14 protein-coding genes are annotated in these 17,966 nt (G+C 60.5%); 6 read left to right on the top strand and 8 right to left on the bottom strand.

Annotation, left to right across the window (positions count from 1 at the left end; genetic code table 11):
* Positions 1-229: 229 nt before the first annotated feature.
* Positions 230-1,765 (bottom strand): EAL domain-containing protein, encoded by a 1,536-nt coding sequence (locus ACTJKS_RS07245; protein WP_198759382.1) that lies wholly within the window; start codon positions 1,763-1,765, stop codon positions 230-232.
* 115 nt (positions 1,766-1,880) lie between these two features.
* Positions 1,881-2,753, bottom strand: a complete 873-nt coding sequence (locus ACTJKS_RS07240) for a LysR family transcriptional regulator (RefSeq protein ID WP_262949348.1) — start codon at positions 2,751-2,753, stop codon at positions 1,881-1,883.
* 78 nt (positions 2,754-2,831) lie between these two features.
* Here ACTJKS_RS07240 and ACTJKS_RS07235 point away from each other — a divergent pair, with 78 nt between their 5' ends.
* Both ACTJKS_RS07235 and hppD read left to right on the top strand, forming a co-directional pair.
* Positions 2,832-3,779 (top strand): DMT family transporter, encoded by a 948-nt coding sequence (locus ACTJKS_RS07235; protein WP_262949349.1) that lies wholly within the window; start codon positions 2,832-2,834, stop codon positions 3,777-3,779.
* Positions 3,780-4,024: 245 nt separating this feature from the next.
* Positions 4,025-5,101 carry a 4-hydroxyphenylpyruvate dioxygenase gene (gene hppD, locus ACTJKS_RS07230; protein WP_041067161.1) on the top strand — a complete coding sequence of 359 codons (1,077 nt, stop codon included), beginning with the start codon at positions 4,025-4,027 and terminating at the stop codon, positions 5,099-5,101.
* Between the two features lie 120 nt (positions 5,102-5,221).
* Here the strand turns inward: hppD and rarD are convergent, their stop codons facing one another.
* The 4 genes from rarD to ACTJKS_RS07210 all read right to left on the bottom strand — a co-directional run bounded on the left by rarD (position 5,222) and on the right by ACTJKS_RS07210 (position 9,703).
* Positions 5,222-6,103 carry an EamA family transporter RarD gene (gene rarD / locus ACTJKS_RS07225; protein ID WP_041064620.1) on the bottom strand — a complete coding sequence of 294 codons (882 nt, stop codon included), beginning with the start codon at positions 6,101-6,103 and terminating at the stop codon, positions 5,222-5,224.
* A 122-nt stretch (positions 6,104-6,225) separates the two neighbouring features.
* Positions 6,226-7,239 (bottom strand): aldo/keto reductase, encoded by a 1,014-nt coding sequence (locus ACTJKS_RS07220; RefSeq protein WP_262947786.1) that lies wholly within the window; start codon positions 7,237-7,239, stop codon positions 6,226-6,228.
* Between the two features lie 68 nt (positions 7,240-7,307).
* Entirely contained in the window at positions 7,308-8,207 is a 900-nt protein-coding gene (locus ACTJKS_RS07215; RefSeq protein ID WP_262947787.1) for a LysR family transcriptional regulator, read from the bottom strand.
* A gap of 185 nt (positions 8,208-8,392) precedes the next feature.
* Positions 8,393-9,703, bottom strand: a complete 1,311-nt coding sequence (locus tag ACTJKS_RS07210) for an MFS transporter (protein WP_041063709.1) — start codon at positions 9,701-9,703, stop codon at positions 8,393-8,395.
* 172 nt (positions 9,704-9,875) lie between these two features.
* Here ACTJKS_RS07210 and ACTJKS_RS07205 point away from each other — a divergent pair, with 172 nt between their 5' ends.
* The 4 genes from ACTJKS_RS07205 to ACTJKS_RS07190 all read left to right on the top strand — a co-directional run bounded on the left by ACTJKS_RS07205 (position 9,876) and on the right by ACTJKS_RS07190 (position 15,529).
* Complete coding sequence (locus tag ACTJKS_RS07205) at positions 9,876-10,997, top strand: sugar diacid recognition domain-containing protein (protein WP_086791111.1); 1,122 nt, start codon at positions 9,876-9,878, stop codon at positions 10,995-10,997.
* Between the two features lie 246 nt (positions 10,998-11,243).
* The gene (locus ACTJKS_RS07200) at positions 11,244-12,383 is read left to right on the top strand and encodes a glycerate kinase (RefSeq protein WP_108182649.1); all 1,140 of its coding nucleotides are present in this window, start codon (positions 11,244-11,246) and stop codon (positions 12,381-12,383) included.
* A 291-nt stretch (positions 12,384-12,674) separates the two neighbouring features.
* A complete protein-coding gene (locus ACTJKS_RS07195; RefSeq protein ID WP_108182650.1) occupies positions 12,675-14,300 on the top strand; it encodes a methyl-accepting chemotaxis protein in 1,626 nt (541 codons plus the stop codon).
* 41 nt (positions 14,301-14,341) lie between these two features.
* The gene (locus tag ACTJKS_RS07190) at positions 14,342-15,529 is read left to right on the top strand and encodes a pyridoxal phosphate-dependent aminotransferase (RefSeq protein WP_108182651.1); all 1,188 of its coding nucleotides are present in this window, start codon (positions 14,342-14,344) and stop codon (positions 15,527-15,529) included.
* Positions 15,530-15,671: 142 nt separating this feature from the next.
* Here the strand turns inward: ACTJKS_RS07190 and ACTJKS_RS07185 are convergent, their stop codons facing one another.
* Positions 15,672-16,649, bottom strand: coding sequence for an NAD(P)-dependent oxidoreductase (locus ACTJKS_RS07185; RefSeq protein ID WP_108182652.1), 978 nt, complete (start codon positions 16,647-16,649; stop codon positions 15,672-15,674).
* A gap of 14 nt (positions 16,650-16,663) precedes the next feature.
* Complete coding sequence (locus ACTJKS_RS07180) at positions 16,664-17,962, bottom strand: MFS transporter (protein ID WP_047294284.1); 1,299 nt, start codon at positions 17,960-17,962, stop codon at positions 16,664-16,666.
* Between the last annotated feature and the right edge of the window lie 4 nt (positions 17,963-17,966).

Below are 17,966 nucleotides of genomic sequence, written 5' to 3'. Positions count from 1 at the left end.
TTTACTCCAATAGTGTGTTTGGCTGATACCAACCGCAAACAAAGCTATAAGCCAAGAGCCTTGAAGCGACTCGGTGATAATGGCTCACCTGTCAATCTTGCACAGGCTGAAAAAATTGTAGTAGTTAATGCGCCAAGAGTAAATCCTGATCTTGTCGTCATGTAACAACAGTGGTGTTTTGTATCAATTTGGTGCGTCGGGTCGAAGCGTCGGGCTTAATTTATTTTAGTTAACGATCACTTAATGCAGCGATGAAGTCGGCGCCGGGCATGGGTTTTCCGAACAGATAGCCTTGCAGGAAGTTGACGTGGTGTGCGGTCAGGTAGTCAGCCTGTGCCGGAGTTTCTACACCTTCGGCAACAATACCCAGATCAAGCTTGGCCGAGAGTTCGATAATCGTGTCCAGAATATGCCGCGACAGCGCATCAATGCCGATCATCGCGACAAAACTCTGGTCGATCTTGAGAAAGTCGACATTGAATTTTCGCAGGTAGCCCAGGCTTGAATGCCCGGTGCCGAAGTCGTCGATGGCGATCATCACGCCGAGCGTGTGCAACTGCTCGAACAACTGGTGCGTGACGTCGGTCGGCTCGATCAGTTGGCGCTCGGTCAGCTCCAGCACCAGGTTGATACTGCCGGGGGCAAACCCGGCGAGAAATTCGCGACAGTCCTCCACTAGCTCCAGGTCCTGGCAGTGACTGGCGGTGATGTTGATGCCGATATGGAACGGTTGGTCGAAGTCCACAGAAAGCGGGCCAAGCAGGGCGGCAGTCTGTTGCATCAGCGAACGGGTCATGGGCACGATCAGCCCCGAATGTTCAGCGAACGGGATGAACAGGTCCGGGCGCACCAGACCTTCCTTGGGGTGTTTCCAGCGCATCAGCACTTCAGTGCCGGACCATTGCCTGCTGTCACCATGCACCACTGGCTGAAAGTAAGGGATGAACTCGCCGGCCTCCAGAGCGCGGAGCATTTCATGGCTGGGCGAGGTGGCGCGTCGTTGCAGGACGTGAGCGATCGCGCCCGAGATCACCCCGAAAAAGATCAGCAGGCTGAACAGCGGTGGGTATTCGGCGGCCATGTAGCGCCACGTTTGCCCTTGCGCGAACCCTGCGCTGACACTGAAGGCATAACGTGAAGACACCAATGTACTTTGCGCTATCGGCAGCGGCGGGAGGGCGCCCTGATGCACTTTGCCATCAGCCGACAGCCAGTTGTCGCCGACCTGCAGCACCAACTGCGTCTGCCGACCGATCAAGCGCAGTATGTTGCTCAAGTGATAGCCATCGAGCGTAGTCAGCGCGCCACCACGACCTTCGCTGAGCCGATACACCAGCAGCGCGGTGTCGGGCGTGACGGGGTTGCCATTCATCAACCACAGTTTGCCTTGCGCATAGTCGCCCGGATTCACGGCTTCCTTGAAATCACCGAACAGCGAGCTGCAATAGAGGTTGTTGTCCCACACCAGGTTGGTCGAGCGCACGAAAGGCCGGCGGGTCACCTGTTCGCGCAAAGCCAGTTTTACGCTTTCGCAGGGCTGGCCAGCCAGGGGCAATAACTCGCTGGCAGCCTGGGCGGTGTTGTCGAGCATCAGCTCGAATTGGCGCAACGCCTCATCGGCGGTGTTTTGCGTGCTCTGCTGCAAGGCCCGTTCGGCTTGCATATACAGAATCCCGCCGCCCAGCAGGACGGGCAATACTCCGCAAAGCAGGGTCACCAAAATGCGTATGCTACGTTTGCGGCGGGGTCTGACGGTCAAGGGCATAGGCGCATCCTGTTGCGATGAGGTGGAACGCTCGAATGCAGGCCTGGCAACGGCGCACCGGTGAGGAACAGCGGAGTCAGAAGGGATGATAGATGGCCGCTGGCGCTTGTGCCGCTCACGGCTGATTGATCTGCTTGGCGAGTTCGATAAATGCCCGCGTGGCGGGCGAAGCCTGACGCTGATCGAGAACAGCGAGGCCGATCAGACGTTGCACCGCCGGCGACAGCGGCTTCTTCACGTAGCGCGGCGCTGGATCGTCTGGCAATGAGCCTTCGGCGACGACCGTGACTGCATCGCCCCGGCTGACGACGTCAAGGGTGCTGAGCAATTGCGAGCAGCGGTAGCGAATGTTCGGTTGCAGGCGCGCGGCTGTGAACAGGCGTGAAACCAGTTCCGCTGAACCGGCCTCGGTCAGCACAAAGGGGTCGGCACATAAATCCTGAAGGCTCAGCGCCGCGCTTGCGGCCAGTGGATGACCGAGCGGGAGCAGGGCAACCATCTGGTCTTCGACCAGCGCAAAAGTGTCGAAGCGCTCCTCGGGCAACACCACGAAACCGACGTCGATTCGCCGCTCTTCCAGCCACTGCAGTACCTGCCGGTCCGGCCCCTCATCGATGTGCACTTCTATGCCGGGATGGACTTGGCGATAGCGCTGCAGAATTCTCGGCAGCAACTTGATCGACGCCGTCGGGCCGAACGAGCCAATGCGCAGCGTACCGCTTTTCATACCCCGCGCATCGGCCGCCTCCTGGCGCAGAGTGTTGGCCAGGCCGAGCATGGCGCGTGCGCGCTGGAGCAACTGCTCGCCGATATCGGTGAGCTCCACCTGCGACGGGTGTCGGCGCAACAACTCGACGCCCAACTCCTGCTCCAGGGATTTCATGGCGTGGGATACCGCTGACTGCGAAATCTCCAGACGATGGGCGGCGAGGGTGAAGCCGCGCAGTTCGGCGACCAGTGAGAAGATCTCCAGTTGCGTGAGGGTCATGAGTGTTTGCTCATTTTACGATGAGAGGGAATGAAGTAAATGATACGCCATCCTTTGGCTTCTCTGGTTTGGAGCGTCATGCGCAACGTGGAGCAAACTCGCAATAACGTTTCTGATCGGTCGGTTTATCTGACGCTGGCAGCCGTGACCATGATTTGGGGCGGGACCTTTGTCGCCGGGCGTTTTCTGGCGGGCAGCCTCAGCCCGCTGTTCGCCGCCAGCCTGCGCTTCCTGCTCGCCAGCGTGGCGTTGCTTGGGTTTGTATGGGTTGCGCGCATCCCGCTGGCACGACCGACGCCTCGGCAATGGTTGCAATTGACGCTGCTGGGGTTCTTCGGGATCTTTTTCTACAACCTCTGTTTCTTTTATGGCCTGCAGTACATCAATGCCTCGCGCGCTTCGTTGATCGTCGCGTTGAATCCGGCCGTGATCGGCCTGGCTTCCTGGCTGTTGTTCAAGGAGCGCCTGGGCCGGGTGAAAGTCGCCGGCATCGCCCTGTGCATTGGCGGCGCGAGTCTGGTGATCGTCAGCCGCAACCCGCAATTGCTCGCCGTGACACCGAATGCCTGGATCGGCGATTTGTTGATTCTCGGTTGCGTAGCGGGCTGGGGTATTTACTCGCTGTTTTCCCGCGAGTTGAATCAGGCACTCGGCCCGCTGCAGACGGTGACGTTTTCGGTATTGATCGGCTGCGTGATGCTGTGGGCACTGGCAATGCTGCGTGGCGAGGTCAGCGCGGCAGCCTTGCTCAACCTCGACACGCCGCAATGGCTGAGCCTGATCTACCTCGGTGTGTTCGGCTCGGCATTGGCTTACATCGGCTACTACGACGGCATCCGCAAAATCGGTGCGACCCGTTCCGGCGTGTTCATTGCCCTCAATCCACTGACCGCAGTGCTGCTCGGCGCGCTGTTGCTTGGCGAGCAACTGACCTTGACTCTGTGCTTTGGCGGCGCGCTGGTGCTGGCGGGAATTTACCTGTGCAACAAACCCCTTGCACTGATGCGAAAAAGGCGGATTTTATAGAGAGGGCAGACAACCCTATTTACGCTGTGTAGAATCCGGTTACGCATACAATAATAAACGTCTTCTGGCAGCAGAAGCCTCGCCCGCAAGAGCCTTGGGTCGACAATGAAGATATTCGGGTTTCAACTGATCTACGGTGACTTCCTCGCCCGCAGTGTGCGAGGCATCTCCTGCGCACCACCCGCCGGTCTCAGCATTACTGACAACTAACTCTGGTTAATTGATAAGAATGATGAGGCGTCACCATGGCAGATTTATACGAAAACCCAATGGGCCTGATGGGCTTTGAGTTCATCGAGTTCGCATCGCCGACTCCTGGCACCCTGGAGCCGATCTTCGAGATCATGGGCTTCACCAAAGTCGCGACCCACCGTTCCAAGAATGTGCACCTGTATCGCCAGGGCGCGATCAACCTGATCCTCAACAATGAACCACACAGCGTAGCGTCGTACTTCGCTGCCGAGCATGGTCCGTCGGTGTGCGGCATGGCGTTCCGGGTCAAGGATTCGCAGAAAGCCTACAACCGCGCCCTGGAATTGGGTGCTCAGCCGATTCATATCGAAACCGGGCCGATGGAGCTGAACCTGCCGGCGATCAAAGGCATTGGCGGCGCGCCGCTGTACCTGATCGACCGTTTCGGCGAAGGCAGCTCGATCTATGACATCGATTTCGTGTTCATCGAAGGCGTTGACCGCAACCCGGTCGGTGCCGGCCTGAAGATCATCGATCACCTGACCCACAACGTGTACCGCGGCCGCATGGCCTACTGGGCCAACTTCTACGAGAAGCTGTTCAACTTCCGTGAGATCCGCTACTTCGACATCAAAGGCGAATACACCGGCCTGACTTCGAAAGCGATGACCGCACCGGACGGCATGATCCGCATCCCGCTGAACGAAGAGTCGTCCAAGGGCGCCGGGCAGATCGAAGAGTTCCTGATGCAGTTCAACGGCGAGGGCATCCAGCACGTGGCGTTCCTCACCGACGATCTGGTCAAGACCTGGGATCAGTTGAAGAAGATCGGCATGCGCTTCATGACCGCGCCGCCGGACACCTATTACGAAATGCTCGAAGGCCGTCTGCCGAACCACGGCGAGCCGGTGGATCAACTGCAATCGCGTGGCATCCTGCTCGACGGCTCGTCGAACCCGGACGACAAGCGTCTGCTGCTGCAGATCTTCTCGGAAACCCTGATGGGGCCGGTGTTCTTCGAATTCATCCAGCGCAAGGGCGACGATGGTTTCGGCGAGGGCAACTTCAAGGCGCTGTTCGAATCGATCGAGCGTGACCAGGTGCGCCGTGGTGTACTCGCGACCGAGTAAGCCATAAAAAAGCCTGGCTTATGCCAGGTTTTTTCAAGATCAAAAGATCGCAGCCTCCGGCAGCTCCTGCATTGGAATACATTCTCTGTAGGAGCTGCCGAAGGCTGCGATCTTTTGCTTTTAAGAGCGGCGTTGCCGCATCAAGTGCTTGAAGCCTTCAAACACCAGCACCACCACCGCCAGCCAGATCGGGATGTAAGTCAGCCATTCACCGGCCTTGATACTTTCACCGAGCAACAGCGCGACACCGAGCAGCAATACCGGCTCGACGTAACTGAGCAGACCAAACAGGCTGAATGGCAACAAGCGGCTGGCAATGATGTACACCACCAGCGCCGAGGCACTGATCAAACCGAGCAGCGGGATCAGCCAGAGCAAGCCCGGATACTGATCGAACACGGCAAAGCCTTGCTCGCCACCGCGTACAAACCAGTATGCCACTGGCAGCATCAGCGTCATGTCGACCCACAGACCGCCGAGGTTGTCGGTCTTCAGGCGTTTGCGCAGCACGAAGTACAGCGGGTAACCGACCACGACCACCAGGGTCGCCCAGGAAAACCCGCCGACCCGATACAGCTCGTTCGCCACACCCAGCGTGGCAAAGAACACCGCGATTTTCTGCAGGTACGACAGACTGTCGCCGTAGACGATGCGCCCGGTCAGCACCATCGCCAGCGGCAGCAGGAAATAGCCCAGCGACACGTCGAGGCTATAACCGTTGAGCGGCGCCCACATGAACAGCCACAACTGCACGCCGAGCAACGCTGCCGAAACGATCAGGCCACCTGTCAGCTTCGGAGAACCGGCCACGCGACGCAGCAATTCCAGCACCCGCCGCCATTCACCGGAGACCAGCATGAACACGGTCATGCACGGCACAGTCAGCAGCATCCGCCAGCCGAAGATTTCCACGCCGCTCAACGGAGTGAGCAGCGAGGTGTAGTAATACATGACGGCAAACAGCACCGAAGCTGAAACCGATAGAGCGATACCTTTAGACAAACTGTCCTCGCGGATGGGTGATCAAACAGGGCGCGCAGGATACGTGGTTTTTGTTCTGAATATTGGCCGAGTGCTCAATATTTCCCACATTCTGAACCGGCAGCTCCTACAGGGCAGCGGTGTCAGATAGGGCGCGGTTTACGGCCGGACACAAAATGGCTCACATCATTGAACCCCGGTGTCGACGCGTGCCCCGGGGTCACCAGCGAGTCGATAAACGCTTCGTCCTCCGCCGTGATCTGCACCGCCTGCGCCTTCGTGTAAGCATCCCACTGCTGCTCGGTGCGCGGCCCGACGATCGTCGAAGTTACCGCACTGTTGTTCAGCACCCAGGCAATTGCGAATTCGACCATGCCCACGCCACGGCCTTGGGTGTATTGCTGGATCTGCTGAGCAATGCGCAGCGATTCAACCCGCCATTCGGTTTCCAGAATGCGTTTGTCCTGACGTCCGGCGCGGCTGTTGGCATCCGGAGTGACATCGGGTGCGTATTTGCCGCTGAGCACGCCACGGGCCAGCGGGCTGTAAGGCACCACGCCGAGGCCATAGGTCTGCGCGGCGGTGATCTGTTCGGTCTCGGCCTGGCGGTTGACGATGTTGTACAGCGGCTGGCTGATCACCGGGCGGTCGATACCGAGCTTGTCAGCGATACGAATCACCTCGGCAATGCGCCAGCCGCGATAGTTCGACAGGCCCCAATAGCGAATTTTACCCTGACGAATCAGATCGCCAATCGCCGAGACTGTTACTTCCAGAGGGGTGTTGTGGTCCTCGCGGTGCAGGTAATAGATGTCGAGATAGTCGGTACCGAGGCGCGTGAGGCTGGCTTCCAGACCGTTGAAGATGTGCTTGCGGCTCAAACCGCTGCGGTTTGGCACGCCGTCCGCCGGGCCGAAACCGACCTTGGTTGCCAACACCCAGTCGTGCCGATGGCGGGCGATCGCCTCGCCGACAATTTCTTCCGAGCGGCCGTTGGTGTAGACGTCCGCGGTGTCGATGAAATTGATGCCCTGATCCCAGGCCTTGTCGATGATGCGCAGCGAATCCTCGGCGCTGGTCTGTTCGCCAAACATCATCGTGCCGAGGGTGAGGGTGGACACCTGCAACCCCGAGTGCCCCAGTGTGCGATAGCTCATGCCGAAATCCTTTTATCGGTGGGAAAGCTTCCATCAAATACCAGAAGCATCCGACGGGGCAAAGTGAATTATCGGCTCAGTGCTGCGCAACGCGTCTGTAAAAACGCCTGCAACACCCGAACGCGTTCGGACACTTGGACCCGATGCGGGCAGAGCAGATTGAACGGCACGCTCTCGCCATGCCAGTCATCGAACAGCGTCAGCAGGCGTCCGCCGCGCACATCCTCGGCGACGTCCAGCCAGGCCTTGTAGGCAATGCCATGCCCGGCCAGCGCCCAGCGCCGCGCGACTTCGCCGTCATCGCTGAGATAGTCACCGTGGACTTCAACTTCCAGCGTTTCGTCCTCGCGACTGAAGCGCCAGGTGTTGTAAGGCCGGCCGTTGCGCAAATAGAGCAGGGCGCTGTGCTCGTTCAGTTCGCCGGGATGTTGCGGGGTACCATGGCGAGCCAGATAGTCCGGGCTGGCGCAGGCTACTCGTCGATGCGCCGGCAGAATCGGCAGCGCCACCAGCGTCGAGTCGCTGGGCACGCCGAAGCGCAGCGCGACATCCACGGTTTCGCGAAACAGATCGGCGTGCCGATCGTTTAGCAGCAGTTGCAATTGAATATTCGGGTGTTCGCGTTTGAATTCATCCAGCCATGCCAACAATACGTTGCGCCCGAAATCCGACGGCGCCGCCAGTTGCAGCACCCCACTGAGGCCTTCGTCGTGTTGCTTGAGCGCTTGTTCGCCTTCGGCCAAGGCGGACAAGGCGATGCGTACACTGTCGAGATAGCGCCGACCTTCTTCGGTCAGGCGCATGCTGCGGGTGGAGCGCGCGAGCAGGCGAATGCCGAGACGGGTTTCCAGGCGCTTCAACGCAATGCTGGCGGCGGCCGGCGTCAGTTCCAGGGCGCGGGCGGCGGCGGAGATGCTGCCGGAGTCGGCCACGCGGACGAAGATCTCCAGATCGAGAATCGAGCTCATTGGTAAAAATCCTTTAAAGATCTGTGCGTTTTTGCGGGATTTTTCCGTGATTGGCAAGCATCGGCGCAGCAATCAATGAGCAAAAAAAGATCGCAGCCTGCGGCAGCTCCTACATGGAAATNAAATACGCGTTTTCCTGTAGGAGCTGCCGCAGGCTGCGATCTTTTGATCTTAAAGCGTGATGATTAAGCCCGCAGAGTCCGCGTCATGCGCAACGCCAGCAAACTCCCGCCAACAATCACACCCGCCAACAGATACAACGCCGCATCGGTCGACCCGGTGCTGTCCTTGACCCAACCTACCAGGTACGGGCTGAGGAAGCCGGCCATCTGCCCCATCGAGTTGATCAACGCCAGTCCGCCGGCCGCTGCGCCTGCGCTCAACAGCGCAGTCGGCACTGGCCAGAACATCGGCAGACCGGTCAGCGCGCCCATGGTCGCAAGGGTCAGGCCGAGGATCGCGATGGCCGGGTTGGCGGCGAAGTTCACCGCGATCAGCAGGCCGAGGGCGCCCATCAGCATGGGCACCACCAAGTGCCAGCGACGTTCTTTGCGCAAGTCCGCCGAACGCCCGACCAGCAGCATGAACACCGCCGCCAGCAGATACGGAATCGCGCTCAACCAGCCGATCACCAGGTTGTCGCTGAAGCCGAGGTTCTTGATGATCGACGGCAGCCAGAAGTTGATCGCGTACACGCCGCTCTGGATGCAGAAGTAGATCAGGCCAAACGCCCAGATCGCCGGGTTCTTGAACACCGCGAGCAACGAGTCCGAGGTGGTTTTCGGTTTGTTCGCCAGGTCTTCGGCCTGATCGGCTTCAAGCACCGCACGCTCGTGCGGGCTCAGCCACTTGGCGTTGGCAAAGCTGTCGCTCAGCAGGAAATAGGCGAGGGCGCCGAGGATCACCGTCGGAATGCCTTGCAGCAGGAACATCCACTGCCAGCCCGCCAGGCCGCCCTGGCCGGCGGCGAAGTGGTTGAGGATCCAACCGGAAAACGGGCTGCCGAGTAGGCCCGAGACCGGAATTGCCGACATGAACAGCGCCATGATCCGCCCACGGCGGAACGTCGGAAACCACTGCGAGAGATACAGCACCACACCGGGGAAGAACCCCGCTTCGGCCGCACCGGTAAACAGGCGCAGGGTGTAGAACTGGGTCGGGGTGGTGACGAACAACAGGCAGGTCGATAGCGTGCCCCACGTGATCATCATCAGCGCGATCCAGCGCCGTGGACCGAACTTGGTCAGCGCGAGGTTGCTCGGTACGCCGCACAGCACGTAGCCGATGAAGAAGATCCCGGCGCCGAGGCCGTACACGGTTTCACTGAATTTCAACGCGTCGAGCATCTGCAGCTTGGCAAAGCCGACGTTGACCCGGTCGAGGTAGTTGAACAGGTAGCAGATGAAAATGAAGGGAATCAAACGCAGGGTGATGCGTTTGTAGACGGCGTTTTTACCGTCGTCGATGGTCTGGGTAGCTGCGGCGCTCTGCGACATAGCGGCTCTCTCTTTATTATGATTTTTTGCGATGCACAGGTTAACGTTGATCGCCCTGAGAGTCTCGGCCACCTGTGGCCGGATTGTCTTTGTGCCTGAGCACAGGGTTTGCCGCCAGACCCTGTGCGGGTGAACAACCGTCCGCCGCCGTTGCTTAAGGATTTTGCCGATCATGTTCGAACTCGATCACGACCTCGCTCAGGATATCGTCGACCGGGCCATGGCCATTTTGCCCTATAACGTCAATGTCATGGACAGCCAGGGCCTGATCCTCGGCAGTGGCGAACCGGAGCGCATCAACACCCGTCACGAAGGCGCGCAACTGGTGCTGGCCAACGGCCGCGTGGTGGAAATCGATGCGCAAACGGCGATGCATCTCAAAGGTGTGCAGCCGGGGATCAACCTGCCGCTGTTACTCGATCAGCGCCTGATTGGCGTGCTCGGCATTACCGGCGAGCCGGAGCAACTGCGCACCTACGCCGAACTGGTGCGCATGACTGCCGAAATGCTCGTTGGTCAGCGCAATCAGCAGGCCGAGCAGCAATGGCGGCGCCAGCGTTGCGATGACCTGCTGGCGTTGCTGTTGAGCGATGCCGGCGACTCGCCGCGGCTGGTCGATGAGGCGCAGCAACTGGGGCTCAAGCCGCAGTTGACCCGGGTGCCGTACCTGTTCGAGCTGGGCCTGGAACAAGGGCCGGGACAAACCGTCGAGGCGCTGAGTGCGTGGTTGACCTCGCGCTACCCGGACAGTTGGTGCGTCAGTTCGGCCAAGTCATCGCTGCTGTGGTGCCGACCGGCAAGTCAAACGGTTGAGCATGATCGTTTACTGGAAAAACTCGATGGCCTGGGCTGGAACATTCTGCGCATCGCCGTGGGCGGGCAGGCGGATGGGCTGGCCGGTTTGCGTCGCTGTTATCGTCGGGTCGGCGATCTGCTGGCGTATGGGCGGGAGGTGCTGCCGCAGTCGCGACTGCTGACGCTCAATCGCTATCGTTTGCCGGTGATGCTCTGGCGCCATCGCAATGACGACGCGCTGGATGAACTGCTCAAACCGTTGCGCAAAGTGATTGCCAAGGACGGTAACGGCCAGTTGCTCGCGACCCTGCGCAGTTGGTGCGAACACGACGGCCAGAGCCAGGCCTGTGCCGATGCGCTGGGCATTCATCGCAACAGCTTGCGTTACCGAATGGAGCGGATTGCCGAGATCAGCGGAGTTGATCCGTTGCGGCTGGACGGGATGTTGGCGTTGTACCTTGGGGTGCAATTACTGCCGCAGACTGATCCGGCGGTATGAGTTGTTCTTAAGGCCGCCATCGCTGGCAAGCCAGCTCCCACAGGTTTACAAGGTGATTACAAGTTATGTAGCCACTGAAGATCCCTGTGGGAGCTGGCTTGCCAGCGATGAGGCCAGAGCATTCGGCATCAAGTCCAAGGCTTTTGTAGAAATGAACAATAAACGCCAACCGCCCTTGTGCAGCGGACAGGCGTCAATGCGCGTGCCGACTGGCAGCATGAAGCGCATTGGAACTGGAGAATTCGCATGAAGATCGTCATTGCCCCCGATTCGTTCAAGGACAGCCTGAGTGCCCAAGGCGTTGCCGAGGCCATTGAGCTGGGCCTGGCGCAAGTCTGGCCGCACGCCACGCTGGTCAAATGTCCGATGGCCGACGGCGGCGAGGGCACGGTGGAGTCGATTCTTGCTGCCTGCGAAGGCGAACTGCGCCGGACTCGGGTACGCGGGCCGCTGGGCACTCCGGTCGATGCGGCGTGGGGCTGGCTGCCGCACAACCACACCGCGATCATTGAAATGGCCGAGGCCAGTGGTTTGCAGTTGGTGCCTACGGGGCAGCGCGATGCCTGCATCACCAGCACCTTCGGCACCGGTGAACTGATTCGCGCCGCACTGGATGCCGGCGCGCAACGGGTGATTCTGGCCATTGGCGGCAGCGCCACCAACGATGGCGGCGCCGGCGCGATGCAGGCGCTGGGGGTGAAATTGCTCGATGCACAAGGTCAGGTGCTGGTACCGGGCGGCCTGGCCTTGGCGCAACTGGCGCGGCTGGACTTGAGCGAGCTTGATCCGCGTCTGGCCCAAGTGCGCTTCGACATCGCCGCCGACGTCAACAATCCACTGTGCGGGCCGCACGGTGCCTCGGCGATTTTCGGCCCGCAAAAGGGCGCGTCACCGGTACAGGTGCAACAACTGGATCAGGCCCTCGGTCACTTCGCCGACTTCTGCGCGCAAGCGTTGGGCAAAGATGTTCGCGATGAGCCGGGCAGCGGTGCGGCGGGGGGATTGGGCTTTGCGGCCAAGGCGTTTCTCGGTGCGCAATTTCAGGCTGGCGTTGAAGTGGTGGCCGAGTTGGTGGGGCTGGCCGAAGCGGTCAACGGCGCCGATCTGGTGATCACCGGAGAAGGGCGGTTCGACGCGCAAACCCTGCGCGGCAAAACGCCGTTTGGTGTGGCGCGGATCGCCAAAAAACACGATGTCCCGGTAATTGTCATCGCCGGCACGCTCGGCGAGGGTTATCAGGAGCTCTACGAGCACGGCATCGACGCCGCATTCGCAGTCACCAGCGGCCCGATGACCCTGGAGCAGGCCTGCGCCGAAGCCCCACGCTTGTTGCGAGAACGGGCGACGGACATTGCCCGCGTCTGGCGGATGGCAGCGAAATCCTGAGCAAACCCTGTAAGAGCTGCCGAAGCCTGCGATCTTTTGATTTTGTTTTTAAAGATCAAGATCCAAAGATCGCAGCCTTCGGCAGCGCCTGCAGGGGGGGCGTATGAGTGTTTCAGTGCTGAAACACCTTGAAAAATATTTTCGCTTTACACGAAATCTTCCTAAAGCCCAGCCGATACAGAGGTCAGGCGCACACAGATTCCCTCGAACAGTGCCGCCGGACTGACCCCGCTCAAGGGCCAGTGATGACGGCAAGGACGCTCGCAGTTACCTCTATCCGAGAGTCCAACCATGTCCTTGCGTAACCTGAATATCGCGCCCCGTGCTTTCCTCGGTTTTGCCTTTATCGCCTTGTTGGTGATTGTCCTTGGTGTGTTCGCCGTCAACCGCATGTCGACCATCCGCCAAGCCTCCATCGACATGGAGACCAATCAACTGCCCAGCGTCACGTACCTTGGCGTGGTAACGGAAAACGTTCTGCGCCTGCGGATTCTGTCGTTCCGGATTCTGGTCAACCGCGACCCGGCAGGCCTGCAAGAAGCGCAAACGCGCATCGGCGTGCTGGTGGACAAGGTGCGCAGTGCTCAGGCCAGTTACGCCGCGTTGCCGGCAGAGGGCGAAGAGCGTGCGTTATATCAGACGTTCGCGACCACACTCGACAACTACCTGCAAGCGCAAAACCAGATGATGGAGCTGTCGCGCCAGGACAAAGTCGACGAGATGCGCACCCTGATCAACACGCGGATCAAGGACGGCACCGACCAGATGGGCGAACAGCTCAACAAGCTGATCGCAATCAACGCTGCAGGCGCGAAAGTCGCCTCCACGCAGGCCGGTGAGCATTACGACAGCGCCATTACCGGCATCGTCATTGTGGCTGTTGTCGCGGCGCTTGCCACCGTCCTGCTGGCCCTGCTGCTGACCCGCAGCATCGTCACCCCATTGAACCGTGCCGTACAGGCGGCGCAAACCATCGCTGGCGGCAACCTGACCCAGTCGATTGAAGTGGATGGCAAAGACGAAGCCACACAATTGCTGCAAGCCTTGTCGACGATGCAGACCAATCTGCGCAAAACCATCGAACAGATCGCCGGCTCCGCCACCCAGTTGGGCGCCGCGGCCGAAGAGCTGAGCGCAGTCACCGAAGAAGCCTCCCGTGGCCTGCAACAGCAGAACAACGAGATCGAACAGGCCGCCACCGCGGTCAACGAAATGACCGCCGCGGTGGAAGAAGTCGCACGCAACGCGGTGTCGACCTCCGAAGCGTCGAACCAGTCGACCCAGGCCGCCCGCGAAGGGCGCGATCAGGTGGTGAAAACCGTCGACGCGATCCAGACCATGACCCATGACGTGCAGAGCACTGCACAAATGATCGAAGGCCTCGCCGCGCAAGGGCGTGACATCGGCAAGGTGCTGGACGTGATCCGCGCCATCGCCGAACAGACCAACCTGCTGGCCCTTAACGCGGCGATCGAAGCGGCGCGCGCCGGTGAGGCCGGGCGTGGTTTTGCGGTGGTGGCGGACGAAGTGCGTGCCTTGGCCCATCGCACCGCGCAGTCGACTCAAGAAATCGAAAAAATGGTCGCCGGTATTCAGAACGGCACCGGTGAAGCCGTGTCGTCGATGCAGCAAAGCAACCAGCGCACCCAGACCACCCTGGAAATGGCTCGTGCCGCTGGCGTGGCACTGGAGCAGATTACCCAGTCGATCCATCAGATCAACGAACGCAACCTGGTGATCGCCAGCGCCTCGGAAGAACAGGCGCAGGTCTCGCGTGAGGTCGACCGCAACCTCGTCAACATCCGTGATCTGGCCACGCAATCGGCCGCCGGGGCCAACCAGACCAGCGCCGCGACCCATGAACTGTCGCGTCTGGCGGTGGATTTGAATGCGATGGTGGCGCGGTTTGTGATTTGACCTAGGGTGAAGGCTGGAGACCGCGCCATCAGGAGACGTACATGCGCTATTCAGCCTTGACCCAACGCATCGCCGGGGAGGGCGCAGCGGCCTGGCAGATTCATGACCGCGCGCTGGCGTTGCGCGCCGAGGGAGTCGACATTCTGCTGCTGAGCGTGGGTGATCCGGATTTCGACACGCCGCTGCCGATCATCCACGGCGCCATCGACAGCCTGTTGGCTGGCGATACCCATTATTCCGAAGTACGTGGCCGACTGGCGCTGCGCAAGCTGATCGCCGCTCGCCACCAGCGACGCAGCGGTCAAGTGGTGGATGCCGAGCACGTGATCGTGCTGCCCGGCGCGCAATGCGCGGTGTATTCGGTCGCTCAATGCCTGCTGGATCCGGGTGACGAGGTGATCGTCGCCGAGCCGATGTACGTGACCTACGAGGGCGTGTTCGGCGCGTGCGGCGCGACGGTGGTGCCGGTGCCAGTGCGGCCGGAAAATGGCTTTCGCGTTGACCCCGCCGATGTCGCCGCGCGGATCACGCCGAAGACCCGCGCGATGTTGCTCAACAGTCCCAATAATCCTTCCGGCGCGAGCCTTTCCCTGCTGATCTGGCAAGAACTGGCGGCGCTCTGCGTGCGTCACGATTTGTGGTTGATCAGCGACGAGGTCTACAGCGATCTGCTTTATGAGGGCGAGCACATCAGCCCGGCGAGTCTGCCGGGCATGGCCGAACGTACGGCGACCATCAACAGTTTGTCGAAATCCCACGCCATGACCGGTTGGCGCATCGGCTGGTCGATCGGGCCGAAAGCGCTGGCCGAGCATCTGGTGAACCTGTCGTTGAGCATGCTTTTTGGCCTACCGGATTTTGTGCAGAAAGCGGCGGAGATTGCGCTGCACAGCGATCTGCCGGAGGTGACGCAGATGCGCGAGGAATATCGTTTGCGCCGCGATCTGGTCTGCGAGCATTTGCGCGGCTGCCCGGGGTTGCAACCGATTCGCCCGGATGGCGGGATGTTCGTGATGGTCGATGTGCGCCAGACCGGGTTTGGTGCGCAGGCATTTGCCGAGCGGCTGCTGGAAGGTTACGGGGTGTCGGTGCTGGCCGGTGAAGCGTTCGGGCCGAGTGCGGCGGGGCATATTCGCATCGGGCTGGTGCTGGACAGGGTGAAGTTGGCGGATGCCTGTGCGCGGATTGCGTTGTGTGCGGTGCAGTTGTTGCAGGCGCGTAGTGCCTGACAGTTTTGTGTTGCCTGTCCCGGCCTCATCGCTGGCAAGCCAGCTCCCACAGGTTCTTCAGTGTTCATTACAGTTCAGAACGACACAAAACCCTGTGGGAGCTGGCTTGCCAGCGATTTGGCCAAAACAGGCACTGAAGATCTCAGCCCTGCCAAGCCACCGGATTCACCAGATTCACCGGCTTCCCCCCAGCCAAAGCCGTCAGCAGATTGTCCACAGCACACCTGGCCATCGCCTCCCGCGTCTCATGCGTCGCCGAACCCATGTGCGGCGTTGCCACCACATTATTCAGCTGCAACAACGGCGAGTCATGATTCAGCGGTTCACGCTCGAACACATCCAGCCCCGCCGCGCGAATCCGCTGGTGGCGCAACGCGTCGATCAGCGCCGCTTCATCCACCACTTTGCCGCGCGAGATATTGATGAAGATGCTCTCGGGTCGCATCAGCGCAAATTGCTCGGCGCCGATCAAACCTTCGGTCTGCGCGGTCAGCGGCAAGGTAAGACAGATGAAATCCGCCTCTTGCAGCAGCGCTTCAAGGCTACGGTACTGCGCGTCAAAACGCGCCTCGACTGCCGGTTTGCGCGACTGGCTGTGATAAAGCACCGGCATGCCAAAACCGAAATGCCCGCGCTGCGCCAGCGCCTCGCCGATGCGACCCATGCCGATGATGCCCAGGGTCTTGCCGTGCACATCGGTGCCGAAATGCGCCGGGCCGATGTTGCGGTGCCACTGGCCGCTGCGCACCATGTTCGCCAGTTCCACCACGCGCCGGGCCGTGGCGAGGATCAGGGCGAAGCCAGTGTCGGCGGTGGTCTCGGTGAGCACATCCGGGGTGTTGCTGAGAAGGATCTTGCGTCGGCTCAGGTAGTCGATGTTGTAGTTGTCGACGCCCACCGAAACGCTGGCAATCGCCTGCAGTTGCGGCGCCAGATCGAGTAGCGCGGCGTCGAGTTTCAAGCTGGCACCGAGCAAACCGTGGGCGCTCGGCAAGGCGTCGCGCAGCTTCATCAGGCCGTCGGCGTCGAGGCTTTCGATCAGCGTCACGTCACAGTGTTGCTGCAGGCGCGTCATCAGCGCTGGCGACAGTTTTTTGTACAGCACGACTTGCTTTTTCATGGGCAAAAATCTCTTCAGGAATGCGCCGGCACGGGACGCGTGGCAACGGCTTTGGCCACGACACGATCACTGGCGCCGGGCTTGAGAAAAATCGTCAGCACCACCGACAGCAGCAACGCGCCGCTCATCAGCAGGTACGAAGCACCGGGAGAACCGGTGGAACTGTTCAGATAGCCGACCAGATACGAGCCGCCGAACGAACCCAGCGCGCCCATGCTGTTGATCAGCGCCATGGCACCGCCGGCGACGTTGGCCGGCAGGATCTCCGGAACGATGGCGAAGAACGGCCCGTAAGGTGCGTACATGCAGGCACCGGCGATCACCAGCAGTGTGTACGACCACCAGAAATGTTCCGCGCCCAAGGCGTAGGAACCGTAGAACGCAATGGAGGCGATCAGCAGCGGCGGCCAGACGAAGCGTTTGCGCTTCTGCAGTTTGTCCGAGCCCCACGACACCGCGAGCATGCCGATCACCGCCGCCAGATACGGCAACGCCGACAGCCAGCCGGCTTCGATCATGTCCATTTGCGCGCCGGCCTTGAGGATCGACGGCAGCCACAGCACGAAGCCGTAGACGCCGATGCTCCAGCAAAAAAACTGCAGCGCCAGAATGATCACCTTCGGCGAACGGAAGGCTTCGGCGTAGTTCTTCACCGCTTTGATCCCGACCTGTTCGGCGGCGAGAGCGCTTTCCAGATCGTGCTTTTCCTGATCGCTCAGCCACTTGGCCTGAGCCGGACGATCATCGGCCAGTTTCCACCAGATAAACGCCCAGAGCACCGCCGGCAAGCCTTCGATGATGAACATCCAGCGCCAGCTGAAGTGCTGCACCAGATAGCCCGAGACCACCGACATCCACAACATCGTGACCGGGTTGCCGAGGATCAGAAAAGTGTTGGCCCGCGAGCGCTCGGCACGGGTGAACCAGTGGCACAGGTAGACCAGCATCGCCGGCATCACCGCGGCTTCGACCACGCCGAGCATGAAGCGGATGACGATCAGCCAATAGGCGTTGGACACGACGCCGGTCAGCGTGGCGAGCCCGCCCCAGAAGATCAGGCTGAAGAAAATCAGTTTTTTCACGCTGTGCTTTTGCGCGTAGATCGCCCCTGGCACCTGGAAGAAAAAGTAGCCGAGGAAGAACAGCGCCCCGAGCAATGAAGACAGGCCCGGGGTGATCATCAGGTCGGCGGCCATGCCGGACGCGGCAGCGAAGCCGTAGTTGGCGCGATCGAGGTACGCCAGGCTGTAGGTGATGAACACGATCGGCATGATGTACCACCAGCGGCGGGCGGCGAGGGTTGCGGTTTTCATGGTG

This window comes from Pseudomonas sp. 22189 (assembly GCF_052045635.1).
GTDB classification, from domain to species: domain Bacteria; phylum Pseudomonadota; class Gammaproteobacteria; order Pseudomonadales; family Pseudomonadaceae; genus Aquipseudomonas; species Aquipseudomonas parakoreensis.
This window is presented reverse-complemented; position numbering and strand designations above follow the sequence as displayed.

Excerpts from the sequence above, each read along its gene's own strand:
- ACTJKS_RS07205 (WP_086791111.1), top strand. The coding sequence starts at position 9,876 with ATGTTCGAACTCGATCACGACCTCGCTCAGGATATCGTCGACCGGGCC.
- ACTJKS_RS07210 (WP_041063709.1), bottom strand. The coding sequence starts at position 9,703 with ATGTCGCAGAGCGCCGCAGCTACCCAGACCATCGACGACGGTAAAAAC.
- ACTJKS_RS07180 (WP_047294284.1), bottom strand. The coding sequence starts at position 17,962 with ATGAAAACCGCAACCCTCGCCGCCCGCCGCTGGTGGTACATCATGCCG.
- ACTJKS_RS07220 (WP_262947786.1), bottom strand. The coding sequence starts at position 7,239 with ATGAGCTATCGCACACTGGGGCACTCGGGGTTGCAGGTGTCCACCCTC.
- ACTJKS_RS07235 (WP_262949349.1), top strand. The coding sequence starts at position 2,832 with ATGCGCAACGTGGAGCAAACTCGCAATAACGTTTCTGATCGGTCGGTT.
- ACTJKS_RS07190 (WP_108182651.1), top strand. The coding sequence starts at position 14,342 with ATGCGCTATTCAGCCTTGACCCAACGCATCGCCGGGGAGGGCGCAGCG.
- ACTJKS_RS07215 (WP_262947787.1), bottom strand. The coding sequence starts at position 8,207 with ATGAGCTCGATTCTCGATCTGGAGATCTTCGTCCGCGTGGCCGACTCC.
- hppD (WP_041067161.1), top strand. The coding sequence starts at position 4,025 with ATGGCAGATTTATACGAAAACCCAATGGGCCTGATGGGCTTTGAGTTC.
- ACTJKS_RS07245 (WP_198759382.1), bottom strand. The coding sequence starts at position 1,765 with ATGCCCTTGACCGTCAGACCCCGCCGCAAACGTAGCATACGCATTTTG.
- ACTJKS_RS07200 (WP_108182649.1), top strand. The coding sequence starts at position 11,244 with ATGAAGATCGTCATTGCCCCCGATTCGTTCAAGGACAGCCTGAGTGCC.
- ACTJKS_RS07185 (WP_108182652.1), bottom strand. The coding sequence starts at position 16,649 with ATGAAAAAGCAAGTCGTGCTGTACAAAAAACTGTCGCCAGCGCTGATG.
- ACTJKS_RS07195 (WP_108182650.1), top strand. The coding sequence starts at position 12,675 with ATGTCCTTGCGTAACCTGAATATCGCGCCCCGTGCTTTCCTCGGTTTT.
- ACTJKS_RS07240 (WP_262949348.1), bottom strand. The coding sequence starts at position 2,753 with ATGACCCTCACGCAACTGGAGATCTTCTCACTGGTCGCCGAACTGCGC.